The sequence below is a fragment of the Actinoplanes sp. CA-131856 genome (assembly GCF_050956135.1).
In the GTDB taxonomy this organism is placed as follows: domain Bacteria; phylum Actinomycetota; class Actinomycetes; order Mycobacteriales; family Micromonosporaceae; genus Actinoplanes.
In genome coordinates this window covers 3,044,982-3,070,223 of record NZ_CP191849.1, presented here as the reverse complement: position 1 = coordinate 3,070,223, position 25,242 = coordinate 3,044,982, and the positions used below count along the sequence as shown (strand labels likewise).

The 25,242-nt window shown below is 70.6% G+C and carries 17 protein-coding genes; 10 read left to right on the top strand and 7 right to left on the bottom strand.

Going from position 1 to position 25,242, the window contains the following annotated elements; translation table 11 throughout:
- Positions 1-39: 39 nt before the first annotated feature.
- A complete protein-coding gene (locus ACQP2X_RS14460) occupies positions 40-642 on the bottom strand; it encodes a LuxR C-terminal-related transcriptional regulator (protein ID WP_498700943.1) in 603 nt (200 codons plus the stop codon).
- 47 nt (positions 643-689) lie between these two features.
- Positions 690-2,024, bottom strand: a complete 1,335-nt coding sequence (locus ACQP2X_RS14455; protein ID WP_498697176.1) for a sensor histidine kinase — start codon at positions 2,022-2,024, stop codon at positions 690-692.
- Between the two features lie 109 nt (positions 2,025-2,133).
- On the opposite strand from ACQP2X_RS14455, the gene ACQP2X_RS14450 reads away from it, so the two are divergent.
- From ACQP2X_RS14450 to ACQP2X_RS14435, 4 genes are all read left to right on the top strand, one after another.
- Positions 2,134-2,859, top strand: a complete 726-nt coding sequence (locus ACQP2X_RS14450; protein WP_498697174.1) for a hypothetical protein — start codon at positions 2,134-2,136, stop codon at positions 2,857-2,859.
- A complete protein-coding gene (locus ACQP2X_RS14445; protein WP_498697173.1) occupies positions 2,859-3,737 on the top strand; it encodes an ABC transporter ATP-binding protein in 879 nt (292 codons plus the stop codon). The genes ACQP2X_RS14450 and ACQP2X_RS14445 overlap by 1 nt, the downstream gene beginning before the upstream one ends.
- 8 nt (positions 3,738-3,745) lie before the next feature.
- On the top strand, positions 3,746-5,296 hold the full coding sequence (locus ACQP2X_RS14440) for a hypothetical protein (RefSeq protein ID WP_498697170.1): 1,551 nt from the start codon (positions 3,746-3,748) through the stop codon (positions 5,294-5,296).
- A 184-nt stretch (positions 5,297-5,480) separates the two neighbouring features.
- Entirely contained in the window at positions 5,481-6,872 is a 1,392-nt protein-coding gene (locus ACQP2X_RS14435; RefSeq protein ID WP_498697168.1) for a glycoside hydrolase family 43 protein, read from the top strand.
- Between the two features lie 52 nt (positions 6,873-6,924).
- Here ACQP2X_RS14435 and ACQP2X_RS14430 read toward each other — a convergent pair whose 3' ends face one another.
- On the bottom strand, positions 6,925-7,713 hold the full coding sequence (locus ACQP2X_RS14430; protein ID WP_498697166.1) for a maleylpyruvate isomerase N-terminal domain-containing protein: 789 nt from the start codon (positions 7,711-7,713) through the stop codon (positions 6,925-6,927).
- A 221-nt stretch (positions 7,714-7,934) separates the two neighbouring features.
- Positions 7,935-8,210, bottom strand: coding sequence for a hypothetical protein (locus ACQP2X_RS14425; protein ID WP_498697165.1), 276 nt, complete (start codon positions 8,208-8,210; stop codon positions 7,935-7,937).
- 565 nt (positions 8,211-8,775) lie between these two features.
- Here ACQP2X_RS14425 and ACQP2X_RS14420 point away from each other — a divergent pair.
- The 4 genes from ACQP2X_RS14420 (at position 8,776) to pepN (ending at position 14,364) form a co-directional block, all read left to right on the top strand.
- A complete protein-coding gene (locus ACQP2X_RS14420; RefSeq protein ID WP_498697163.1) occupies positions 8,776-9,735 on the top strand; it encodes an anti-sigma factor RsbA family regulatory protein in 960 nt (319 codons plus the stop codon).
- A gap of 72 nt (positions 9,736-9,807) precedes the next feature.
- Positions 9,808-10,263 (top strand): MEDS domain-containing protein, encoded by a 456-nt coding sequence (locus tag ACQP2X_RS14415; RefSeq protein ID WP_498697161.1) that lies wholly within the window; start codon positions 9,808-9,810, stop codon positions 10,261-10,263.
- Positions 10,264-10,329: 66 nt separating this feature from the next.
- Positions 10,330-11,925, top strand: a complete 1,596-nt coding sequence (locus tag ACQP2X_RS14410) for a cellulase family glycosylhydrolase (protein ID WP_498697160.1) — start codon at positions 10,330-10,332, stop codon at positions 11,923-11,925.
- A gap of 18 nt (positions 11,926-11,943) precedes the next feature.
- A complete protein-coding gene (gene pepN / locus ACQP2X_RS14405) occupies positions 11,944-14,364 on the top strand; it encodes an aminopeptidase N (protein WP_498697158.1) in 2,421 nt (806 codons plus the stop codon).
- An 86-nt stretch (positions 14,365-14,450) separates the two neighbouring features.
- On the opposite strand, the gene ACQP2X_RS14400 is transcribed toward pepN, so the two are convergent.
- Positions 14,451-14,771, bottom strand: coding sequence for an ArsR/SmtB family transcription factor (locus ACQP2X_RS14400; protein ID WP_498700941.1), 321 nt, complete (start codon positions 14,769-14,771; stop codon positions 14,451-14,453).
- Positions 14,768-16,906, bottom strand: a complete 2,139-nt coding sequence (locus ACQP2X_RS14395) for a heavy metal translocating P-type ATPase (RefSeq protein WP_498697156.1) — start codon at positions 16,904-16,906, stop codon at positions 14,768-14,770. Before ACQP2X_RS14395 ends, ACQP2X_RS14400 begins: the two co-directional genes overlap by 4 nt.
- Before the next feature lie 303 nt (positions 16,907-17,209).
- Between ACQP2X_RS14395 and ACQP2X_RS14390 the strand changes: the two genes are divergently transcribed.
- Positions 17,210-20,302: a N,N-dimethylformamidase beta subunit family domain-containing protein gene (locus ACQP2X_RS14390; protein WP_498697154.1), complete on the top strand. Its 3,093-nt coding sequence runs from the start codon at positions 17,210-17,212 to the stop codon at positions 20,300-20,302.
- 3 nt (positions 20,303-20,305) lie between these two features.
- On the top strand, positions 20,306-24,427 hold the full coding sequence (locus ACQP2X_RS14385; protein WP_498697152.1) for a DUF4082 domain-containing protein: 4,122 nt from the start codon (positions 20,306-20,308) through the stop codon (positions 24,425-24,427).
- On the opposite strand, the gene ACQP2X_RS14380 is transcribed toward ACQP2X_RS14385, so the two are convergent.
- On the bottom strand, positions 24,378-25,220 hold the full coding sequence (locus tag ACQP2X_RS14380; RefSeq protein WP_498697150.1) for a DUF1295 domain-containing protein: 843 nt from the start codon (positions 25,218-25,220) through the stop codon (positions 24,378-24,380). The two genes, ACQP2X_RS14385 and ACQP2X_RS14380, sit on opposite strands and share 50 nt — an antisense overlap.
- Positions 25,221-25,242 lie beyond the last annotated feature (22 nt).

Sequence of the window (25,242 nt, the reverse complement as noted above, 5' to 3'; positions counted from 1 at the left end):
TCCGTCACCCGAGTCACGGCCCTCGGGTGCGGTTGTGGTCTACGTGCCGGAGGTGGAATCGCTGCGAAGATAGGCCAGGACGGCGAGAACGCGGCGGTTGGTGTCGTCGGTGGGCGGTAGGTCGAGTTTGGCGAGGATGTTCCCGACATGCTTGCCGACAGCCGGATCGGACAGGACCAGCGTGCGGGCGATGGCGGCATTCGACTGCCCCTCGGCGATCAGGGCGAGCACCTCCCGTTCCCGCGGCGAGAGCTGAACGATCGGATCGCGATGGCGGCGCAGCAACTGCCGCACCACCTGCGGGTCGACGACAGTTCCCCCACCGACCACCTGCCGCACGGCAGCCACGAATTCCTCGACGTCGACAACCCGGTCCTTGAGGAGATATCCCACGCCGCGCCCACCGTGCGAGTCGAGCAGGTCGGCCGCGTAACCCTGCTGCACGAACTGACTCAAGGCCACCACCGCCAATCCAGGATGCTCACGTCGCAGCTCGACCGCCGCCCGAAGCCCCTCGTCGGTGAAGGACGGCGGCATCCGGATGTCGGTCAGCACCAGATCGGGCCGATGCTCGCGAACAGCGGCACGCAGTGCGTCCGCGTCGCCGACGGCAGCCACCACATCGAAACCGAACCGGCCCATCAGCCCGGTCAGCCCTTCACGCAGGAGCACACCGTCCTCGGCGAGGACTACTCGAATCGGTCGATCGGTCGACAAGGGATCTCCACCCGAATCAGGGTCGGCCCGCCCAGCGGGCTCGACAGCAACATGCGCCCGTCCGCGACCGCCACTCGGTCGGCCAGGCCGGTCAGCCCGGTGCCGCGTGCCGGATCGGCCCCGCCCTGGCCGTCGTCGAGAACCTCGACGATCAGGACACCGTCCTCCGCGACCGCCGTCACGGTGGCCGTCGTGGCCCGGCTGTGCTTGAACACATTGGTGAGCGCCTCCGCAGCCACGAAGTAGGCCACCGACTCGACGCCGGGTGGCGGCCGGGCGGGCACGTCGGCACGGACCCGCACCGGGATGGGCGCCTGATCGGCCAACTCCCGCAATGCGCCGGGCAGCCCGAGCTCGGTCAGGGTCTGGGGCCTGATGCCGTGTATGAGCTCGCGCAGCTCAGCCATGAGCAACTTCGCCTGCTCGTGCGCACCCGCGACGGCCTGACCGGCGGGCGAGTCGTCGGGCAGGTCGACGCGAGCAAGCCCGAGTTGCAGGGTCAGGCTGACCAGCCGTTGCTGAGCCCCGTCGTGCAGATCGCGCTCGATGCGGCGGCGCTCGGCCTCGAACGCGTCGACGAGCCGGACCCGGGACCGCGCCACGGCGGTCAGCTCGGCTCGCAGATCGGTGTCGGCGGGAGCGGACAGCAGCAGCCTCGCCGCGGCGGCGTGCGCGCCGGCGGTGGCCGCCAGCAGGTAGGGCACGGCGGGCAGCAGCGCGACCCCGAACAGGGCCCACGGAAGAGCCTCGCTGACCGTCGTCACCGTGCCGAGGCCGAGCGAGACCGCGCTGTGTCCGTCGACCAGGAAGGGGCCGGCCACCGCTACCGCGATCACGACCAGAAGGATCAGCACCGTGCCGTACCAGATCGGCACGGCGCCGACCAGCAGGACCGCGTAGCAGAGGGCGCGCCAGGTGGCGGCCTCGGTGTAGCGGGCCCGCAGCCATCCGAGAGGCTGTGAGGCCGGCACGGGACGGTGGCCCGACCGAGTTGGCCGGGTGTCGATCAAGCCCAGGCGGCGGCGCTCGACAGCGGCCGTGGGCACCGCCACCAGCGGGCCGAGCCCGGCAATCAGCAGGCTGCCACCCAGTAGTAGGAAGGCCAGCTCGACGAGCGGAGGATCGTGCCAGGTGACGACCCGCCGCAGCAGGATGGCCCACGGCAGGCCGAGCAGCACCATCGGAACGGCGACCACGGCCACCACCGGGCCGGTGGTCAACAGGTAGGCAAAGGCTCGCCACGGCCACGCGGACACCAGGAATCGGCGGCGGGTGACCGCTTCCAGCGCGGTGTGCGGCGTCGACATTTGGCCCACGGTAGTTCTCGGCCGGCCGACGCGCGGTATGGCTAGGCATACTCTTTTACGGTGCCTGGCCGTAGTGCCCGGCATGCCCGCCCGATGATCGGGTGAGCACATGCGACTCACGCCTCTGATCCCACTGCTCCTGCTGGCGTTCCTCGCCGGGTGCACCGACCTGAGTGCCGTCGACGAGACGAGTGAAGACCGGCACGAGTTCGCGCTGTCCGGCGGGCGGCTGGTCATCGACAACGACGGCGGCGACCTGCGGCTGGTCGCCGGCACGGGCGACGCCGTCGTGGTGCAGCGGTCACTGACCGGCAAGGCGACCGTCGAGGGCAATGCCTCCTGGTCGCTCAGCGAGGGCATTCTCCGGCTGCGCGTCACGTGCAGCGGCTTCGTGCCTGACTGCGGCGGCCGTCATGTCGTGGCGGTGCCGTCCGGGGTCGCCGTCACGGTGACCAGCGACTCGCCCGTCCGCGCCGTGGGTCTCGGCGCCGCGCTCACCGCGACAGTGTCCGACTCGTGGCTGCGGGTCGAGAGCCCGGCCGGCCCACTCAGGCTCGACGCGGGACTGAACGCCGACGTCACCGACGCCCGTTCGCGCGACGTGGAGGTCTCGTCGCGCGACGGCGGGGTTCATTTGCGTTTTGCCAGCCCGCCACGCCGGGTGAAGGCCCGCGCCGGCGGCTCCGTCGACGTTGTGCTGCCGGCCGGCCCGGAGACCTATCGGGTCAGCGCCGCACCCGGCCGTCCGGCCTTACGCAGCGATCCAGCCAGCAAGCGCGCCGTTGACGCGGCTGCGGGCGAGGGCCGCAAGGCTCAGGTACGGAAGGCGTCCTGATGTTCGAGCTGATCGATGTCACCAAGGTGTACCGGGGCGGCAAGCGTGCCGTCGATGGCGTGTCCATGAGCCTGGGCCCCGGCGTGGTCGGGTTGCTGGGGCCGAACGGCGCCGGGAAGTCCTCCCTCATGCGGGTGGCCGCCACGGTCACGAGGCCGACCACCGGCCAGGTTCTGTTCGAGGGCACGGATGTCGTCGCCCGTCCCGACGTGCTCCGTCGCCGCCTCGGCTATCTCCCTCAAGACTTCGGTGTCTATCCCCACCTGACCGCCCGAGAGTTCCTGTCCTACCTTGCGGCAGTCAAAGGACTCCCGCCACGGCCGGCTCGAGCCCGCATCGACGAGCTGCTGACGCTGATGAACCTCACCGAGGCGGTCAAGCGCCCGCTCGGCGGCTACTCCGGCGGCATGCTGCGCCGGGTGGGCATCGCGCAGACGCTGCTGGCCGATCCCCGAGTGCTGATCATCGACGAGCCCACCGCCGGCCTCGACCCGGAGGAGCGGGTGAGGTTCCGCAACCTGCTCGCCGAGCTGGCCGCCGACCGGCTCGTGCTGCTGTCCACCCACATCGTCTCCGATATCGAGTCGATGGCCGGTGACATCGCCATCGTGGCGGGCGGCCGTGTTCTGCGGCGAGGGAGTCCCGAGGAGCTGCTGCGAGCCGTGGACGGCCAGGTGTGGGAGTTGGTTGTCCCGCCGTCAGTACTCGGCGCGGTGCAGGCGCGGCACACGGTCAGCCGAATGGTGCGCACGGCAGAGGGTGTGCGACTCCGGCTGCTCTCCCCCGACCCGCCCGCGCTCGACGCCGTGGCGATCCGGCCCGACCTCGAAGACGCCTACCTGGCAGTGGTCGGCGACCGTCGGCAGGTGGCCCGATGAGACCGGGGATGTGGGCTGCGCTGGCCGTCGCCGACTTCCGCGAGCGGGTGCGCCGCCCGGCTTATGCCGTCGTCCTTCTCTCGGCCGTCGGGCTTGGTTATCTTGCGGTGCCGGCCATCGGCGACCACTGGACGATCGTCAACGCGGGCGCCTACCGCGGCATCTACGACAGCGCCTACGTCGGCACGGTCACGGCGCTCGCGGGCGCGCTGTGGATCTCCACCGGAGGCTTCTTCGTCATACGTACGGCCATCGCACGCGACCGGCAGACCGGGGTGGGCGAGCTGTTGGCCGCCACGCCGATGCGCACCGGTGACTATTTGGCCGGCAAGTTCCTCAGCAATCTCCTGGTTCTCGCCTCGATGTCTGCGGCGCTGGCCGTGGCGGCGGTGGCTATGCAGCTGGCTCGTGGCGAGTCCCGCTCCGTCGACGTTATCGCGCTGCTGACACCGTTCGCGCTCTTCACCCTTCCCGTGCTCGCGGTGTCCGCGGCCGCGGCCGTCGTCTTCGAGACCACGCCCGTGCTGCGTGGCGGCCTTGGCAACATCATCTGGCTCTTCGTCTCTCTGATCGCCCTGATCGCCGGGCAGTCGGCGAACGCTCTTTTGGGCGGTCTGGGCGTCAGCGCCTTCGCCGAGTCCTTGCGCGACGACCTGGCGGCTCAAGGCTTCAAGGTCACCGACTTGGCGCTCGGCTTGATGTACATGGACGTTCCGCCACAGCCTGTCCCCTGGTCCGGTGTCGATTTCTCGTCGGCCTTCGCCGCCCAGCGCCTGTTGCTGATGGCATTGGCCGCTGCCGTAGCGCTACTGCCGACGTTCTGGTTCGACCGCTTTGACGGACAGGGAAGTGCTCGACGAGGCGCCGTTCTCAGCGAGCCGGCAACGGCGGTCGAGATCGCCGAAACAGCGCCGGCGCCCACACTTCGAACCATGCGGCTGGCGCGTCCGCGCGAGGCGGACGGCCGTCGGCCATGGCCCGGATGGGGTTTCGGCCGGGTGGTGATTGGTGAGATGCGCATTCTCGCCGGCGGTGTCTCGCGATGGTGGTGGCTCGGGGCGGCGGCGCTCGTGGTCGCGGGTCTTGCCGTGCCTTCCGGTGCTTCGGGGCTGCTCGCGGCGGCGTGGATCTGGCCGGTGTTGATCTGGTCGCGTCTCGGCTGTCAAGCCCGAGAGCAGGGCGCCGAGGCGTTGCTCGGAGCCTGCCCAGGGCCGGTAGTGCGCGTCCTGGCGCAGTGGCTCAGCGGCGTCGCGTTGACGGCTGTGGTGGGGCTCGGACCGGGCCTGGTCATGGCGGTGGACGGCCGCCTGGCCGAGTGGCTCGCTGGAGCGGTCTTCGTTCCGGCACTGGCGCTGGCTTTGGGTGTCATCGCCGGGACGCAGCGCTTCTTCCAGGCCGTCTACCCGCTGCTCTGGTACTTGGTGATCAACGATGTCGCGGGCCTCGACTACATGGGGATCCTGGCCGGTGGGCCTTCACCGGTCGCGGTTGTCACCGGGGCGACGCTCCTGCTGGTCTCGGCGCTTACCGCCGTGAGCGTACGGCAACGCTTCCGCTGAACGGCACAAGGCAACAATTGACAGGAGGTCTGTGATCGTTAACATCATCGATACGCCACCGCCATGTAGATCTTACATACGTCTATGCGTTGGCCTTGATCTTCCAGTTCAGCTACACGCCCCTACATCGGATCCTTGAAAGTGAACGTTCACTTCTGCCCCCTCTGAGAAAGGCGAATCCCCCGTGAGCCTGACCCGCAGAGACTTCACCCGGCTGGCGGCCATGAGTGCGCTGACCGCCGCCACCAGCGGCGCCGCGGTGCTCGGTGCGCCGACGGCGGCGCTGGCCGCCAACACGGCGTACGTGTTCGCGTACTTCACCGAGACACCCAACATGAGCGGCGCCAACTACGGACTGCACCTGGCGGTCAGCACCGACGGGCTGAACTGGCGGCCGCTGAACCAGAACAACCCGGTGGTGACCCCGACCGCAGGGACGCTCGGGCTGCGCGACCCGTTCATCCTGCGTAAGCAGGACGGCACGTTCGTCGTGTTGGCCACCGACCTCAACGGCACCGACTTCGGCCAGAACAACCAGTATCTGCACGTCTGGGATTCGGCCGACCTTCGCAGCTTCACCGAATATCGCCGGGTCCGGATGCACGGGCTGGCTACGCACACGTGGGCGCCGACGGCGTTCTGGGTGGCTTCCCGCAACCAGTATGCGATCGTCTACTCGGCGAACAACGGCACCGACGTCTTCATGGTCAATTACACGTCGGACTTCCGGACCGTCAGCGCCAACGAGGTCTACTTCAGCCCCGGATTCCCGGTGCTCGACGGCGACGTCGTGGTCGACGGCTCGACGTTCTACCTGTACTACAAGAACCTCTCGAACGGCCTGATCTACGGCGCCCGGTCGTCCACCGGCGCGGCCAACAGCTACACCACCTACACGAGCGGGCTGCGGCAGGGCAGCCAGATGGAGGCGCCGCTGCTGATCAAGAACAACAGCGGCAGCGACTGGCGGCTGTGGGGCGACTCGTTCAGCCCGGTCAACAACGACTTCTACGCGTGGACGACCTCCAACGTCGGAGCGAACTCGTGGACGGCGTTGAACCAGCGCGACTTCACGCCACCGCTCAACGCCAAACACGGCTCCATCGTGGGAATCACTGGCGCCGAGTACGACGGACTGGTCGCTCGCTGGGGATTGCCCAGCTGGGTCAGGCTGAAGTCGTACAACTTCCCTGACCGGTACGTCCGGCACGCCGACAACATCGGGCGGATCGACGCCTATCCGTTCGACCCCCATCAGGATCAGCTGTGGCGGATGGTCGCCGGGCTGGCCGACAGCGCCGGCGTGTCCTTCGAGTCGGTCAACTATCCGGGCCGCTACCTGCGGCACAGCAACTACGCGGTACGGCTCGACGCCAACGACGGCACGGCGACGTTCCGCGCGGATGCCACGTTCACCCGGGTCGCGGGCCTCGGCAACTCGGGATGGTCGTCGTTCCGGTCCTACAACTTCCCGGACCGCTACCTGCGCCACGCCAACTACCTGCTCCGCATCGACCCGCTCAGCTCAAGTTCGAGCGCGACCGACAGGGAGGACGCCACCTTCCGGGTCTCCTGAGCCACCGCGGCGGCTTGGGCGGCGGCGTCCACGGGCGACTATCGAGGAGGGATCAGAAGCCGGGGAAAATGGTGCGCAGGTTGTCGAGGGTTACGTTGCCTGTGACCTTGACGTCGGCGGGGGTGTGTCGCGGGGTGAGGCGGCCGGCGAGCAGGCGCAGCGCTGCCTCGAGCGGGCCCGCGAAGGTTGCCGTGGTGTTGCCTGCGTCCGTGGTGAAGTGGGCGCCTTCGTTGAGGACGATGCGGTACGGGGTTTCGCCGATCGCTACTACGGCGGGCTCCCGTACCTCGTCGGTCTTGGCGATGAAACCCAGGAAGAAGCTCAAGCCGCCGGCCAGGTGCTCGGCCAGCAGTTCGGCTGGGACGGGGGCGAGGGCTGCTGCGGGGTCGGCGGCTACGCGGACGTCCCAGCCGTGGTGGACCACCTCGCTCAGGCGCATGCCGGCGAACGACGCCAGCGGGATGGGCTGCGGGAGGAAGCCGGGGTTGATCGCGAGCTGGTCGTGCTGTTCGGGGGTCAGTGCCTCGAAGGCGGCCACGAGCTTGGCGTTCGACTCGATCGAGCCGGTGGCCTGCGCCTCCGGGGTCAAGGCGTTCCAGCGGTCCCACACGCTCTCGTTGAAGCCGGGGCCGGGGACCTCGCCCTCGCCGGTGCCGCCGCGCAGGACGGCCAGGTTGATCTCGGCGCCGCTGCCCAGGTGCGACAGCACCTGCGCGACGGTCCAGTCCGAGGCGCCCGACGGGCCCTCGATTTGCGCGGGCGAGAAAGCGGAGACGGCCGCCTCGAGGTCGTCGTGCTCGGAACGGAGGGCCGCGATGGTGCGGGCAGCAAACGATGTCATGCCCGAAGCCTAGATCGGCCACGGACTCCAGCGCCGCGCTCGAGGCCGGCCCGGTCGCGTCCCGGCGCGAGCCCGCTGCCACAGAGCGAACTGCGACGAGCCGAGGACCGAACCGGCCACGCTCGCCAGCGCGAGCCCTATGCGCCGGGTGAGGACTGGGAGGGTCACGCAAGGATCTGCCGCTGGCGCATACCGCTGCGCTGAATGTGGGACCGGGAGGGTTACGCCGGTGAGCGTGGATCTGCCGCGGGTGTCTGGGAAAGGGTGCGGCCGTTCAAGGTGATGGCCATGGTGCCGTCCGCCTTCAGGCGCAGGACTGCTCCTGGGTTGCCGGCTGTTCCGCTGCTCCACGCGGTGCCGTTGGTGGCGTCGTAAAGGACCAAGTGGCCGTCGTTCTGCATGACCAGTTTGGTGCCGGTGGTCGTGGCGGTGTGCCAGACGGTTCGGCCCTGGTCGCGGAGCACCAGATCGCCGCTGGTGGTCACGGTGAGCGTCAAGCGGTTGGTGGACCAACTCTGGCCTGTGGTGAGGACGCTGGTGCTTGCGATGGTCCGCTCGGTCCAGGCTGGGGCCGTGGTCCGCCGCGCGGGTGACGGGGAAGAAGGCGGCGGGAAAGACGCGGCGGAGGACGGAAGCGCGGAAGAAGGCGGCGCGGAAGACGGCGGCACAGAAGAAGGCGGCGCGAAAGAGGCGGGGCGGGGGCCACGGAGACCGGGATTGCCGGGTCGGCGGGGCGGTTGATGGCGGGCGGTGTGGGGCCGGCGTTGGCTGGTCGGCGGTCCTCGTCGTGGCCCAGCTGGAAACCCGCGTAGATCGCGGCGGCGAAGCTCAGCATGATGGCGGCCACCAGCAGGATCACCGGCCAGGCGGTGTCGGGGGCTCTGCGAACCATGAGATCCTCTCGCGTCTTGGCCGTCCGGAGCCTACGGTGCCTCGTGGCACCGGCACTCGGCCGTTCGGATGATGCCGTTCGTGTGACCCCGTTGCGCGGCCGCTCCGCATCGGGCAGCGTGGCCGCATGGACGTCGCCGAGAGGGCGGCACGACCATCGGACGAAACACCATGAGATCCGGCGCAGCCGCAGGGCACCAAGGCTGTTTTCACGAAGCTGCCTTCTACGACTCCGATCAGGCCTTCCTGGACGTCGTCGTCCCGTTCCTCACCGGCGGGCTCGAAGCCGGGGAGCCTGTCGTCGCCGCATTCACCCGCCACCACCAGGCGCTGGTCACCGACGTTCTCGGCACCGGCGACGGGATCAAATACATCGACGCCGGCCTGCAATACGCCCGGCCGGCCTCGGCCATCGACCGCTATCGGCGGATGCTTCGGGAGTACGGCGCCACCGGCCCCGCCCAGGTACGCCTCACCGGTGAGGTGCCACACCCGGGCACCGGAGCGCCGTGGGACTGGTGGGCACGCTACGAGGCGGCCATCAACCGGGCCTTCGAAAACTTCCCCGTCTGGGGCCTGTGCCCGTACGACACCCGCATCCTCCCGGCCGACGTGATGGCCGACGTGCGGAGCACGCACCCTTTCATCGCCGACGGTGCCGCGCACGCCGCCAATCCCGGGTTCGTCGTCCCTGAAACGTTTCTGGCCGGGCCCCGGCCCGGCTGGCGTGATCCGCTCGAGGACGGTGCTCCGCTGGCGACGTTCCACGATCCGTTTCCCGCTCAGGTGCGCACCGCGATCACCCGGGCCGGCCGGTCCACGTCGCTGGGGGAGAACGACATCCGCGGGCTTGTGCTCGGCGCGTCGGAGGCCGTGTCCAACGCGATCCTGCACGGAACACCGCCGGTGACCGTGCGACTGTGGAGCTCGCCCGAGCGGATCGTCGTCGCCGTCACCGACACTGGTGAGGGACCCCGCGAACCCTTCGTCGGCCTCTTCCCCACCTCCGCCGCGGCCGCCCGCGGTGGCCTCGGCCTGTGGTTGGCCTTCCAGTCCTGCGGCCTCGTCACCCTCGGCCACGGCCCCGACGGTTTCACCATCCGCCTCATCGGCGGGCGGCCCGAAACATGAGCCAGCGGCGGGCGGGCCGGGCGTGACTCGTCGAAGGTCGACGGCTTCGCCGGGCTGTGGGTCAGCGTCGACATGAGCTGGGCCGCCTCGGCCGACCCCGGCGCCCTGGCCGAATTCGAGGCCGCCTCCTCGCGCTTGTTCAGCGGGGGCGAGCTGACCGCCGTCTGCCAGTACGACACACGCGTCTTCGCCCGTCCGCATGTCGCCGCCGCCTGCCGGGCCCATCCGGCCAACCTCGCGATCAGCTCACCGCTGCGGCACCGGTCGTTCGACGGCGACCGGGTGCTGGTCCTGTCCGGCGAGACCGACGTGGGCAACGCGACCGCCTTCGCCGCCCTGCTCGGCCGCCTCCGCCCCGGCGCCACCCTCGACATCACGGCCATGACCTTCCTGGACGTCCGCGCCCTGGCCGCCGTCGCCCGCACCGCCGCCGATGTGGACGGGCTGACATTGCGCGCCACCGCGACCCAGGAGGCCACGCTGAACCTGATTCGCGGCGCCATTGCGGATGGGAGCGCTCCCATGTAACGATGCTCATCACTGGATGAAGTGGGGTGCCCGGTGTTCGCATCGAAGTGGAAAATCGCCGCAGTTTTGGCAGCGGCCACCGTCGCCGCCGGTCTGAGCGCCGCACCAAATGCCGAGGCCACCGTCGCCGGGCTGAGCGCCGCACCAAATGCCGAGGCCACCGTCGCCGGGCTGAGCGCCGCACCAAATGCCGAGGCCACCGGCACCGGCTACCTGCACACCAGCGGCAACAAGATCGTGGACAGCACGGGCGCCACGGTCCGGCTGACCGGCATCAACTGGTTCGGCATGGAGACCGACAACAAGACCTTCCACGGTCTGTGGTCGAGCAACCCGTGGCGCTCCCAGATCGACACCATGGCCCGCCTCGGCTACAACACTTTGCGGGTGCCGTTCTCCGACGACGCCCTCAAAGCCGGCGCCACCGCCACCGGCGTCAACGACTACGTCAACCCCGACCTGGTCGGCCTCTCCCCACTCCAGATCCTCGACAAGGTCGTCGACTACGCCGGCGGCAAGGGCATGCGGATCATCCTGGACCGGCACCGGCCGACCGCCGCCGGGCAGACCGCCCTCTGGTACACCTCGGCCGTTCCCGAGTCGACGTGGATCGCCAACTGGCAGGCGCTGGCCCGCCGGTACGCCGGCAACACCACCGTCATCGGCGCCGACCTGCACAACGAGCCGCACGCCGAGGGCACCAACCCGGCCGCCACCGGCGCCTGCTGGGGTTGTGGCGATCCGGCCCGCGACTGGCGACTCGCTGCGGAACGCGCGGGCAACGCCATTCTTGCCGTACAACCGAATTGGCTCATCTTTGTCGAGGGTGTGAGTTGCCCGAGCGGTGGCCTTTCGAACGTCTGGGACAACGACCCCAGCAATGACGAGGACTGCGGCTGGTGGGGTGGCAATCTCTCCAAGGCCGGGCAATTCCCGGTACGCCTCGACGTCGCCAACCGCCTGGTCTACTCGCCGCACGAATACGCGACATCCGTTTTCCACCAGAAATGGTTCGACGATCCGAGCTACCCGGCCAACATGCCGGCGATCTGGGACAAGTACTGGGGCTATCTGTACAAGCAGAACATCGCCCCCATCATGATCGGCGAGTTCGGCAGCACCTTGCAGAGCGACATCGACAAGGTGTGGTTGCAGCGGCTTCTCGCCTACACCGGCACCGGCGCCGACGGCATGTCGTTCACCTACTGGTCGTGGAACCCGAACTCGGGTGACACCGGCGGCATCGCCAACGACGACTGGACCACCGTCAACACGGCCAAGCAGGCGAACATCCAGCCGTATCTCATCGCCCCGGTCGGCAGCGGCGGGCCGACGACACCGCCGCCGGCCGCCGGGGCCTGCACGGTCACCTACAAGCAGGACAACGCCTGGCCGTCCGGCTTCCAGGGTTCCCTGACGATCAAGAACACCGGCGGCTCGGCCGTCAACCCGTGGGCGGTGACCTGGACCTGGCCGTCCGGCGTGACCCTGGGCAGCGGCTGGAACGCCACCGTCACCCAGTCCGGCACCACCGTGACGGCGTCCGCCCCCGGCAGCAGCCCGTCACTGGCACCCGGGGCCTCCGTGACCATCGGTTTCGTCGCCAACGGAGCCGCCACGTCGCCGAGCGCGGTGAAACTGGGCAGCGCCGCCTGCGCCTGAGGTCCTACTATCGGGCGGATGAGCCCCCGGAGTCTCACCCAGGCCGAGGCGGAGCAGCGGGCCGCGCTGATCGCCGTGGACCGCTACGACATCGCGTTCGACTTCACCGAGCTGCCCACCGGGCCGGCCGTGACCTGCGTGTCGACAGTGACCTTCACCTGCCGCGAGCCCGGCGCGTCCACCTTCGCCGACTGTGTGGCGCCGGTCGTCTCGGCCACCCTCAACGGCTCGCCGCTTCCCGAGGCGGAGGGTGGCCGGATCACGTTGTCCGATCTGGCCCAGCACAACACGCTGCGCGTCGAGACCCGGCAGACCGACACGTCCGACGGGCCGGGCCTGCACAAGTCGGTCGATCCGGCCGACGGCGAGGTCTACGTCTGGACCTCGTACGCGCCGGACGAGGCCCGCTATCTGTTCGCCTGCTTCGACCAGCCCGATCTCAAGGCGCCGCACGCCTTCACGGTGACCGCTCCCGATCAGTGGACGGTGACCTCCAACTCGGGCGACCCCGAGATCGAGGAGCTTGCGGGTGTACGCCGGTGGGCCTTCCCCGACACTCCGACACTGGCCACCTACAACACGGTCGTCAACGCCGGGCCCCTGCACGAGATCCGGCGTGTGGCCGGCGGCCACGATCTCGGCCTGTTCTGCCGTCGCTCGCTGGCGCCCATGCTCGACCGCGACGCCGACCAGATCTTCACCGTCACCGAGCAGGGCCTGGCCTTCTTCGCCGACGTCTTCGGCATGCCGTTCCCCCAGCGCAAGTACGACCAGGTGTTCATGCCCGACTTCGGTGGCGCCATGGAGAACTGGGGCTGCGTCACCTGGGAGGACACGTTCCTGCGGCGCTCCGAGCCGACCCCGGCCGAGCAGGAGCTGCTGGCCGTCGTGCTGCTGCACGAGCTGTCGCACATGTGGTTCGGCAACATCGTGACCATGCGCTGGTGGGACGACCTGTGGCTGAACGAGGCGTTCGCCGAGTTCGCCTGCTACTGGGCGGCCGAGCGGGCCACCCGCCACACCGACGCCCGGGTGGGCATGCTGGCCAGCGACAAACTCGTCGCCTATCTGGCCGACCAGGGCCCGATGTCCCACCCGATCCGCCAGCCGATGCGTGACGTGGCCGAGGCGGCGTCCATCTTCGACGCGATCACCTATCCCAAGGGCGCCGCGGTTCTTCACCAGCTGATGACGTACGTCGGTGAAGAGCAGTTCGTCGCCGGAATGAAGAAGTACTTCGCCCGGCACGCGTGGGGCAGCACGACGTTGCAGGACCTGACCGACGCGCTGGCCGAGACGTCCGGCCGCGACCTCGACGCGTGGCGGGCGGGCTGGCTCGAGACGGCCGGCACCGACCGTTTCACCTTCGACGGCCGGACGCTGACCGGGAGCGGCCCCGCCGGTCCCCCGCGACCCCAGGTGCTGGCCGTCGGGGCGTACGACCGGGGTCCGAAGGGTTTGACCCGAAAGGCTGTGGTCCGGGTCGACGTGCTGGGCACGAGCACGCCGGTGGAGCTGCCGGCGGGCGCCGATCTTTACCTGGTCAACGACGACGACCTGACGTTCGCCACCACCCGGCCCTCGGAGGCCGACCGGCCGGCCCTGATCGACGAGGCCGGAGCGCTGCCGACTCCGGTGTCGCGGGGCGTGGCGGTGGCGACCGTCTGGGACATGCTGACCAACGGCGAGGCGACACCGGCCGAGACGGTCCGCTGCGTGGCCTCGGTCTTGGCCGTCGAGACGGCCGACACGGTCATCGAGCCGTACCTGCGCCTGGCCGGCGACGCGGCCGAACTGTGGGCCGGCGACACCGACCGTCCCGCGTTGATGGCCGAGTTCTTCGCCCTCTGCGCCCGGCTGGCCGAGCAGCCGGCCCGCCGCCAGGTGGCGCTGCGCGGCCTGGCCCGCTCGGCCCCCGACCTCGACGCCGTGGCGATGCTGCAGTCGGGCGCCGACCCCGACCTCCAGTGGCGCCTGCTGACCCGCAAGGCCGAGCTGGGCGGCGACACGAGGGCCGAGGTCGAGGAACTGCTGAAGAACGACCCCGACCCGGACGCCTCCCACCGGGCCCTGGCCGTGCGGGCGGCCCGCCCCGACGAGGCCGAGAAGTCCGCGATGTGGCAGATGCTGGCGGTCGACCGAGCCGTACCGATCAGCGCCATGCGCATAGTGACGACGGCTTTCTGGCGCCCCGGCCAGGACGAGCTCCTGTCCCCCTACGGCGACAGCTACCTGTCCTTGCTGCCGACCTTCGCCCGGGGCGGCATGATCCCGTCGATGGTCTACGCGGGACGGCTGCTCCCCCGGTTCGGCACCAGCGCCGGCTTCCTCACCCGGGCCGAGCAGGCCGCCGCCGAGGTGGCCCCGGTGGTCCGCCAGACGGTCCTGGAATACGCCGACGAGGTGCGCCGCATGCTCCGGGCACGCGGCGGTCACTGAAGGGTCTGCCGCCGAGCTTGGTACTGCTGACCGTTCTTCATCGAGCCGTCCTCTGGTGAATCACGCGGTGCCGGCCGGCGCTGGAGTCAGCAGCAGCCCTGCTCGGCCGAATCGGGGCAGGCGGCCGGGTCGACCGTCAGGACCAGCCCGAGCAGGTCGCTCAGGGCGTGGGCCAGGCGGGGGTCGGCCAGCTCGTAGCGGGTGCGCCGGCCCTCGGGGACGGCCACCACGAGGCCGCAGCCGCGCAGGCACGACAGGTGGTTGGACAGGTTTTGCCGGGTGGTGCCGATCAGGTCGGCCAGCTCGGCCGGATAGCCCGGGCCGTCGCGGAGCGCCAGCAGCAGCCGGGCCCGCGTCGAGTCCGACAGGGCGTGCCCGAAACGCGCCAGCACCTGCCCGTGCGTCATCGTCTCCACGCCCTGGAAGGTACACCGCCCGGCCGGCGGGCCGCCCGGACGCCGTTGAGGATGACGACCACCTCGGCCAGCTCGTGCACGAGCACGACCTGGGCCAGGCCGAGCACGCCGAACAGGGCGAGCGGGAAGAGCACGACGATGATGGCCAGGGCCAGGCCGATGTTGCCCGTCATGATGCGCCGCCCCCGCCGCGCATGGGCCAGCGCCTCGGGGATCAGCCGCAGGTCGGTGCCGGTGAAGGCGACACCGGCCGACTCGACAGCGGCGGCCGACCCGGTCGCGCCCATGGCGATGCCGACGCTGGCCGCGGCCAGGGCCGGAGCATCGTTGATGCCGTCACCGATCATCGCGGTGGGAGCGTGAGCGTCGGCCGCCTCGACGGCGGCGGCTTTGTCCGGCGGGAGCTGCTCGGCCCGTACGTCGGTGATGCCGGCCTGCCGGGCCAGCGCGTGTGCCGTACGGGTGTTGTCGCCGGTCAGCATCATGACCTCGATGCCCTGAGCGCGCAGCGCGGCCACCGCCTCGGCCGCTTCCGGTCGCAGCTCGTCCCGCACGCCGATCGCGCCCGCGACCACACCTCCGATCTCGACCAGGATGACGCTCATGCCCTGATCGGCCATCGTGTCGACCGTCCCGGCCAGCGGCCCGGCGTCGATCCAGCGCGGACTGCCGGCCCGCACCGGCCGCCCCAGCCAGACACCGGTGACGCCCAGCCCCGCGAGCTCCTCGACATCGGCGACCGGAGCGGCCCCGCCCACAGAACGCCCCGGAACAGACCCGCCATGAGCAGGCAACGCCGCGACAGGCCCAGCCGACGCGCAGGCACCTGCGGCATCGCGGGCAGGCCTCGCGGGGGTGGAAGCGGCCCGAGCAGGCACAACCGGCGCCGGAGCGGCGAGGGCCCGAGCAGAAGCGGCGCGGGCAGGTGTCGAGGAGGCGGCGGCGATGATGGCTGCGGCCAAGGGGTGGGTGCTGGCTGATTCCAGGCCGGCGGCGACAGTGAGGATCTCGTCGCGGGTGAAGCCGGGGGCCGGCTCGACCGACACCACCTCGGGGTGGTTGCGGGTCAGGGTGCCGGTCTTGTCGAGGGCGACCGTGCGGATCGTGCCCAGGCGTTCGAAGGCGTCGCCCGACTTGATGACCACGCCGAGGCGGCTGGCCGCGCCGATGGCCGAGATGACCGTGACCGGCACGGCGATGGCCATCGCGCACGGCGACGCCGCCACCAGCACCACCAGCGCCCGCTCGATCCAGGTGCCCGGGTCACCGGCCAGGAAGCCGTAGGCCGCCACGAGCGCCGCCGCGACCAGGACCACCGGCACCAGCGGGCGGGCGATCCGGTCGGCCAGGCGGGCCCGCTCGCCCTTGCGGGCGTGCGCCTCCTCGACCAGCCGGACGATGGTGGTCAGCGAGTTGTCACGCCCGTCGGCCGTCGCCTCCAGATGAAGCCGGCCCGCTCCGTTGACCGCGCCCGCCGGCACCGGATCGCCTGGACCGACCTCTACCGGGATCGACTCGCCGGTCACCGCCGATGTGTCCACGCTGGACCGTCCGCGGGTGACGACACCGTCGGTGGCGATGCGCTCCCCGGCCCCGACGACCAGGATGTCGTGCGCCCGCACCTCGGCCGCGGGCACTGTCACGTCGCCGGTCAGCCGCGACAGCCGCGCCGTCTCGGGCATCAGTGACAGCAGCGCGCGCAGACCGTGGCGGGCCTTGTCCATCGCCCGGTCCTCGAGCGCCTCGGCGATGGAGAACAGGAAGGCCAGCGCGGCCGCCTCGCCGACGTGACCGAGCAGCACCGCCCCGACGGCCGCGATCGTCATCAGCAAACCGACCCCGGTGCGCCCGCGACGCAGCCGCCGCAGCGCGCCCGGCACGAACGTCCACGCCCCCGCGGCCAGCCCGCCGGCGAACACCACGATCGCCGCGACGTCGAGCCCGGACCACTCCAGCCCGTAGCCGACCGCGAGCAGCACGCCGGAGACCGCCGGCAGCCGTAGCGCGGGATCGCGCCACCAGACCGGCATCTCCTCCTGCTCGCCGTGGGCGTGCCCGCCCGGGGCGGCACAACAATCGTCGACGGTCTCCTCGGGCTCGTCCGGCCCACAGCACTCGCGACTCACGGCATCCCTCCCTCGGGCGAGCTCGACCGGAACGACTATACAGCAGACGCTGAACTATTGGGCGGGATAAGGACTTACGGCGGCCGATGGCGCCGGGGAATCGTCTGATCGGCGGGTCTTGGGATTCGGGTGGGCCGGGCCGGAAGGCTGACCGGGCCGACTAGTTTCGCACTTCGCCCATGGCGGACGGGGCTGTCGCCCAGCCGACAGAAAAGCGCGTAGACGTATTCCCATGCTTTGCGTCTGCGCTGGGAGGCGATTCGCGTGCGGGCATTGAGGACGCTGCTGGTTACCACTCTCGTCGTGGCGGGGCTGTCCGTGGCCGGGGCCGAGCCGGCCGCCGCGGACGCGTGTGCGCCGCTGGTCAATCCGGTCGCTTGTGAGAACACCAAGCCGGGGACGCCGAAGAGCACCTGGGACATCTCGGGGTACGGCAGTTCGGCGCTGCAAGGCTTCCCGACGCAGATCAGCGTCAACGTGGGCGAGACCGTTCAGTTCAAGATCGACTCGTCGGCCTCGTCCTATCGGGTCGACATCTACCGGATGGGGTACTACGGCGGGAACGGCGCGCGCCTCATCACCTCGGTCAATCCGGTCGGGGTGCAGAGCCAGCCCGGGTGCATGAGCCAGGCCGCCACGGGGCTGGTCGACTGTGGCAACTGGGCGGTCTCGGCCTCCTGGCCCGTGCCCACCACCGCCGTCTCCGGCATCTACTTCGCCCGGCTCGTGCGCACCGACGGGACCTCGGGGGCCAGCCACATCCACTTCGTGGTGCGCGACGACGCGAGCCATTCCGGGATCGTCTTCCAGACCTCGGACTCGACCTGGCAGGCGTACAACCAATATGGGGGTAACAGCCTCTATGTCGGCTCGCCGGTGGGGCGTGCCTACAAGGTGAGTTACAACCGGCCCATCACGACCCGTGGCACCGGAGCCGAGGACTACGTCTACAACGCCGAATATCCGATGGTGCGATGGCTGGAGGCCAACGGGTACGACGTCAGCTACATCGCCGGCGTCGACGCCGACCGCAACGGCGCGCTGCTGCGCAACCACCGGGCCTTCCTGTCGGTCGGGCACGACGAGTACTGGTCGGGGCAGCAGCGGGCCAACGTCGAGGCGGCCCGCGACGCCGGGGTCAATCTCGCGTTCCTCAGCGGCAACGAGGTGTTCTGGAAGACGCGCTGGGAGAACTCGTACCGGACGATGGTCACCTACAAGGAGACCCACGCGAACGGGAAGATCGACCCCGATCCGGCCTGGACCGGCACGTGGCGTGATCCCCGGTTCAGCCCGCCGGCCGACGGCAACCGGCCCGAGAACGCGCTGACCGGCACGGTCTTCAAGGTGAACGCGGGCACGGTGAACCTTCAGGTGCCGGCCGCGGACGGCAAGATGCGCCTGTGGCGGGGTACGACTGTGGCCACGCAGGCGGCCGGCGCCACGGCCACGCTGGGCACCGGGACCGTCGGCTACGAGTGGGACGAGGACGCCGACAACGGCTTCCGGCCGCGCGGGCTGATCAAGCTGTCCACGACCACGGCGTCCGGCCTCGATGTGTTGCAGGACTACGGTTCGACGTACGCCACGGGCAGCGCCACCCACAACCTGACGCTCTACCGCGCGCCCAGCGGCGCTCTGGTCTTCGGCGCCGGCACCGTGCAGTGGTCGTGGGGCCTCGACAGCAACCACGACCGCGGCTCCGGTGCCGCGAGCACGCCCATGCGGCAGGCCACCGTGAACCTGCTGGCCGACATGGGCGTACAGCCGGGCACCCTGCAGTCGGGACTGACCGCGGCCACCGCCTCGACCGACACCACCGGGCCGGCAGCGGTCGTCACCGCGCCGGCCGCCGGGGCGACCGTTCCCGTCGGTTCACCGACCGTCATCTCGGGCACCGCGACCGACACCGGCGGCGGGGTGGTCGGCGGCGTCGAGGTCTCCACCGACAACGGCACGACCTGGCACCCGGCGAGTGGGCGCGCCACCTGGACGTACACGTGGCGGCCGGGCACCACCGGGGCGGCCACCATCCGGGTGCGGGCCACCGACGACAGCGGCAACGTCGGCGCCGACGCGACCCGTGCCGTCACCGTCGGCTCGCGGACCTGCCCGTGCAGCATCTGGAACGCCAACGTCACCCCGGCCACGCCGGCCGACCCGGACAGCACCGGCACCGAGATCGGCACCCGGTTCCGCACCGACGTGGCCGGCCAGGTGACCGCGATCCGGTTCTACAAGAGCAGCGCCAACACCGGCACGCACGTCGGGCGCCTGTGGTCGAACACGGGCACCCAGCTGGCGTCGGTCACCTTCACCGGCGAGTCGGCGTCCGGTTGGCAGCAGGCCAACCTGTCGACCCCGGTGACGCTGAGCCCGAACACGACGTACGTGGTCTCCTACTACGCGCCCAACGGCCGCTACGCGGCCGACACCGACTACTTCGCGAACCAGGCGTACGACAACGCGCCGCTGCACGCCCTGCGCGACGGCACGGACGGCGTGAACGGCGTCTACCGCTTCGGCACCGGCTTCCCGACGCTGGCCTGGCGCAGCGCGAACTACTACGTGGACGTGGCCTTCACCCCGGGCACCGCCGCACCCGACACCACCCCGCCGACGGTGACCGCGCAGAGCCCGGCGGCCGGCGCGACCGGCGTGGCCACCTCGGCCACCGTCCGGGCGACCTTCAGCGAGCCGGTCACCGGTGCGGTCATGGCGCTCACCGGGGTCTCGGGAACCACCACCTACGACGCGGCGACGAACACCGCGATCTTCACGCCAGGCGCCGCTCTCGCGGCAAATACGACATATACGATAAACGCCAGCGGCGCGAAGGATGCGGCGGGCAACACGATGGCCCCGGTGAGCTGGTCGTTCACCACCACCGCGGCCCCCACGACCACCACGTACTCGGTCTGGCCGGCCACGGCGGTACCCGGCACCCCGGCCGATCCGGAGACGGCCGCGGTCGAGCTCGGCATGCGCTTCCGCTCCGACGTGGCCGGCCAGGTCACCGGGGTCCGCTTCTACAAGGGCAGCGGCAACAGCGGCACCCACCTGGGCCGCCTGTGGTCGAACACCGGCACCCAACTGGCCACCGTCACCTTCACCGGTGAGTCGGCGACCGGCTGGCAGACCGCCACCTTCTCGTCGCCGGTGACCATCGCCCCGAACACCACGTACGTCGTCTCCTACTACGCGCCGGTGGGCCGCTACGCCGCCGACACCGGCTTCTTCGCGAACAACGGCGCCGACAACGGCCCGCTGCACGCCCTGGCCAACGGCGTCGACGGCGCCAACGGCGTCTACCGGTACGGCACCGGCGGAGGCTTCCCCACGAATACCTGGCAGTCGGCCAACTACTGGGTCGACGTCCTTTTCAAAGAGGGGTAGACGTTGAGAAAACTGGTGATGGTCCTGGCCCTCGTGGCCGCCCTGCTCGCCGTGCCGCAGGCGGCCCAGGCCGCCACGTGCCCCTGCTCGATCTGGCCCACCACGGCCGTCCCGGCCAACCCCTCGGAGGCCGACACGGCCGCGGTCGAGGTCGGCGTGAAGTTCCGCTCGGACGCCGACGGCTTCGTGACCGGCGTGCGCTTCTACAAGGGCAGCGCCAACACCGGCACCCACATCGGGCATCTGTGGAGCGCGACCGGCACCAACCTGGGCACCGTCACCTTCACCGGCGAGTCCGCGTCCGGCTGGCAGACCGCCGCCTTCGCCACCCCGGTCGCGATCAGCGCCAACACCACCTACGTCGCGTCGTACTACGCCCCGAACGGCCGCTACGCCAGCGACGACGGCGCGTTCGCGACGGCCGGCGTCGACAACTCCCCGCTGCGGGCGCTGCGCGACGGCGAGGACGGCGCCAACGGCGTCTACCGGTACGGCACCGGCGGCGGCTTCCCGACCAACACCTATCAGTCGGCCAACTACTGGGTCGACGTCGTCTTCGAGACCAGCGCGGCCGACACGACCCCGCCCACGGTCACCGCCACCAGCCCCGCCTCGGGCGACAGCGGCGTGGCCACCACGGCGACGATCAGCGCCACCCTCAACGAGCCGCTCCAGGCCGGCACGGTGGCCCTCGCGCTGCGGACCGGCACGACGACGATCAACGGCACGACGACGTACGACTCCACGACCCGCACGGTCAGCCTCGTGCCGGCGAGCGCCCTGACCGCGTCCACGTCCTACACGGCCACGGTCAGCGGAGCCCGGGACGTCGCCGGCAACACGATGTCACCCACGAGCTGGTCGTTCACCACCGGCAGCGCGGGCTCGGCCTGCCCGTGCTCGATCTGGCCGTCGACCGCGACCCCGGCCGTCGCCGCGGCCGCGGACAACAGCGCGGTCGAGCTGGGCGTGCGTTTCCGGGCCAACGCGGCCGGCTTCATCACCGGCCTGAAGTTCTACAAGGGCGCCGGGAACACCGGCACGCACACCGGCTCGCTCTGGAGCACCGCCGGCACCCGCCTGTCGACGGTCACCTTCACCGGCGAGACGGCCACCGGCTGGCAGACGGCCACGCTGCCCAACCCGGTCGCGGTCACCGCCAACACGACCTACGTGGCGTCGTACCACACCGACACGGGCTTCTACTCGACCACGGCGAACGGCCTCGCCTCGGCCGTCACCCGGGGCCCGCTGAGCACGATCGCCGGGAACAACGGCGTCTACCGGTACGGCACCAGCGCCTACCCGACCGCGAGTTATCAGAACACCAACTACTGGGTCGACGTCGTCTACAACACCGCGGCCACCGACACCGTGGCGCCCGGACTGGCCGCCCGCTCCCCCGCGGCCGGCGCCTCGGGCGTCGCCGCCACCACGGCGGTCAGCGCCACCTTCAACGAGCCGGTCTCGGCCGTGGCCATGACCCTGACCGGGCCGGCGGGCGCGGTCGCCGGCACCACCGCCTACGACGCCGGCAGCACCACGGCCACGTTCACCCCGTCGGCCACGCTGGCCTACTCGACCACGTACACGGTCGCGGTGAGCGGCGCCCGCGACGCCGCGGGCAACGTCATGACCCCGGTGACCTGGACCTTCACCACCGGGACGGCCCCACCGCCACCACCCGACCAGGGTCCCGGCGGCCCGATCCTGCTCGTCCGCCCGCCCAGCGGCTTCACGCCGTTCCTGGCCGAGGTGCTGCGCACCGAGGGCCTCAACCAGTTCACCACGGCCGACCTGTCCACGGTCACCGCGACCACGCTGAGCCAGTACGACGTGGTGCTGCTCGGATCGACCGCGCTCACCGCGGCCCAGGTCGCCATGTTCACCACCTGGGTCGACGGTGGCGGCAACCTGATCGCCATGCGCCCCGACAAGCAGCTGGCCGGGCTGCTCGGCCTCACCTCGACCACGGGCACGCTGGCCGAGGGCTATCTGAAGGCCACCAGCCCCGGCATCACCGACCAGACCATCCAGTTCCACGGTACGGCCGACCGCTATGCGCTCAACGGCGCCCAGGCGGTGGCCACCCTGTACTCGAACGCGACCACGGCCACCACCAACCCGGCCGTCTCGCTGACCAGCGTCGGCGCCAACGGCGGGCAGGCCGCGGCCTTCACCTACGACCTGCCGCAGTCGCTCGTCTACACCCGCCAGGGCAACCCGGCCTGGGACGGGCAGGAGCGTGACGGCTCCTCGCCGCGCCGATCCGACGACCTGTTCTTCGGCGGCAGCTCCACCGACTGGGTCAACCTGTCCAAGGCGGCCATCCCGCAGGCCGACGAGCAGCAGCGGCTGCTGGCCAACCTGATCGGCACGATGAACCTCGACCGCAAGCCGCTGCCCAAGTTCTGGTACTTCCCGCGCGGCGTCAAGGCGGTCGTGGTGGCCACCGGCGACGACCACGGCGTCGGCGGCACGGCCGGCCGCTTCGAGCAGTACACCGCCAACAGCCCGGCCAACTGCGTGGTCGACGACTGGCAGTGCGCGCGCTTCACGTCGTACGTCTATCCCGCCTCGCCCCTGACCGGCGGCCAGGCGAGCACGTACCAGTCGCGGGGCTTCGAGGTGGGCCTGCACGTCAGCACCAACTGCGGCGACTACACCGCGAGCACGCTGAGCGGCTTCTACACCAACCAGCTGAGCTCGTGGCGCGGCCGCTACTCGGGCGTGAGCGGGCCGGTCACCAACCGCACGCACTGCATCGTCTGGTCGGACTGGTCGACGCAGGCCACGATCGAGGCGGCCAACGGCATCCGGCTCGACACCAACTACTACTACTGGCCCGGCTCGTGGGTGGCCGACCGGCCCGGCTTCATGACCGGATCCGGCATGCCGATGCGCTTCTCCCCCAAGACGGGCGGGCTCATCGACGTCTACCAGGCGGCCACCCAGATGACCGACGAGTCCGGGCAGAGCTATCCGTTCACCGTGGACACGCTGCTGGACCGGGCGCTCGGGGCCGAGGGCTACTACGGGGCGTTCACGGCCAACATGCACACCGACAACGCCACCACGTACGACAGCGATCAGGTGCTCGCCTCGGCCCGCGAACGGGGCGTGCCGCTCATCACGGCCAAGCAGCTGCTCACCTGGCTCGACGGGCGCAACGCGTCGTCGTACTCGCAGATCTCCTGGTCCGGGAACGAGCTCTCGTTCACGGTCAACGTCGGGACGGGCGCCAACGGCCTGACCGGCATGGTGCCGACGCTCGGACCGGACGGGCGATCGCTGACCACCCTGACCAGGGCCGGCGCCCCGGTTCCCGTCACCAGGACCACGATCAAGGGAATCGAGTACGGGATGTACGCCGCGTCCCCGGGCGCCTACGTGGCCACCTACGGATCCACCGCCGCGAAGATCGAGCCGGCGCCTCAGCGGCAGGTGACCACGGTGCCGGACAGGACCGCGCCAGCGATCTCGAACATCGCGGTTCAGCCCCGGCCGGACGGCACGGCGACGGTGTCGTGGACCACGAGCGAGCCGGCCGAGACGACGCTCGAGGTGGACGGCCAGGACTGGCCGGCCGGCCGCGAGCACACCGCGACGGTGACCGGCTTGAAACCGTTGACCACCTATCAGTACCGCATCCGCAGCGCCGACCGGGCCGGGAACTTGACGGTGTCACCGACGGCCACCTTCGTCTCCAGCGCGGCCGGCGTGGCCGACTGGACCGAGGCCGGGCTGCGGACCGGGAAGGCCGGCGACACCACGGTCACCGCCGAGGGCGTACGGCTGAAGGGAAATGCCCGGAAGGGCTCGATGGTGTCGCGGGTGCTCGACGCGAGGCAGATGGTGACCTGGGACCGGCTGTCGTACCAGGCGTCGGTGCCGGACGGCGCTTCGGTACGGCTGTACGTGCGTACGGGAAGCACCTCGAGCCCTGGAGGCAGTGGCTGGACCGGCTGGAAGGCGGTCGGCGAGGGAGACCGGGTCGTGGGCGGATCGCGTTACGCGCAATATCGGGTGGAGCTGACCCGGCAGGGCGCCTCACCGGTGCTGCACGGCGTCGGCATCACGAGCGACGCGAAGCCGGTGGTGGACCCGACCGAGACCGGAAGGTAGGAAGCAGGGCCGGGGTGCGCCGCATGTAGTCGGCGTACCCCGGGCGCCGCTGCAGGGAGCGGCGGTCCATCAGAGGCACGCTGACGACGACGAACAGCAGAACCATGGCGACGGGGCCGGCCGCCGTCCACCACGGCGTCGGCGCGGACAGCCACATGGCGAACCAGAACAGGATCTCGCCGAGATAGTTGGGATGACGCGACCAGCGCCACAGACCGCGGTCGAGCACCTTGCCCCGGTTGGCCGGATCGGCGGTGAAGCGGCGCACCTGCCGGTCGGCGACGGCCTCGATCACGACGGCGGTCAGGCCGACCACGACGGCCACCGTGTCCAGGGCGCTCCACGGCTCGCGCAGGGCGACCCAGACCGGCAGCATCCCGGCGAAGACGACGAGCGTGGGCACCAACTGGATGCCGACCAGGCTGACCACCCAGAATGGCAGCCATGGCGGGCGTTGCTCACGCATCTGGACGTAACGCCAGTCCTCGTGGCCGAGGCCGCGCCAGGAGAAGGCCCAGTTGGCGGTGAGGCGGATCGCCCACACCAGGATGACCACGTGCAGCGGGGTCGGCGGCCAGGCCCAGGCGATGGCAATCACGGGCGGGGCGACACTCCAGTACGGGTCGTAGAGGCTGGCGTTGTTCACGACCAGGCTCGCGAGGAACACGACGACGGTGGCCGCGAGATCGGCCAGCAGCGTCGCCGTCAGCGTCGCCGGACGCCCACCGACGGCCCACGCGGCACCACCGGCCAGCGCGTACACCAGCACCACGACACCTCGATCGAATGCCATGACGGCATTGTGCCGCCCGGGC

Coding starts and splice junctions, on each gene's coding strand:
- ACQP2X_RS14460 (WP_498700943.1), bottom strand. CDS start 642: ATGGGCCGGTTCGGTTTCGATGTGGTGGCTGCCGTCGGCGACGCGGAC.
- ACQP2X_RS14455 (WP_498697176.1), bottom strand. CDS start 2,024: ATGTCGACGCCGCACACCGCGCTGGAAGCGGTCACCCGCCGCCGATTC.
- ACQP2X_RS14450 (WP_498697174.1), top strand. CDS start 2,134: ATGCGACTCACGCCTCTGATCCCACTGCTCCTGCTGGCGTTCCTCGCC.
- ACQP2X_RS14445 (WP_498697173.1), top strand. CDS start 2,859: ATGTTCGAGCTGATCGATGTCACCAAGGTGTACCGGGGCGGCAAGCGT.
- ACQP2X_RS14440 (WP_498697170.1), top strand. CDS start 3,746: ATGTGGGCTGCGCTGGCCGTCGCCGACTTCCGCGAGCGGGTGCGCCGC.
- ACQP2X_RS14430 (WP_498697166.1), bottom strand. CDS start 7,713: ATGACATCGTTTGCTGCCCGCACCATCGCGGCCCTCCGTTCCGAGCAC.
- ACQP2X_RS14420 (WP_498697163.1), top strand. CDS start 8,776: ATGAGATCCGGCGCAGCCGCAGGGCACCAAGGCTGTTTTCACGAAGCT.
- ACQP2X_RS14415 (WP_498697161.1), top strand. CDS start 9,808: ATGAGCTGGGCCGCCTCGGCCGACCCCGGCGCCCTGGCCGAATTCGAG.
- pepN (WP_498697158.1), top strand. CDS start 11,944: ATGAGCCCCCGGAGTCTCACCCAGGCCGAGGCGGAGCAGCGGGCCGCG.
- ACQP2X_RS14400 (WP_498700941.1), bottom strand. CDS start 14,771: ATGACGCACGGGCAGGTGCTGGCGCGTTTCGGGCACGCCCTGTCGGAC.
- ACQP2X_RS14380 (WP_498697150.1), bottom strand. CDS start 25,220: ATGGCATTCGATCGAGGTGTCGTGGTGCTGGTGTACGCGCTGGCCGGT.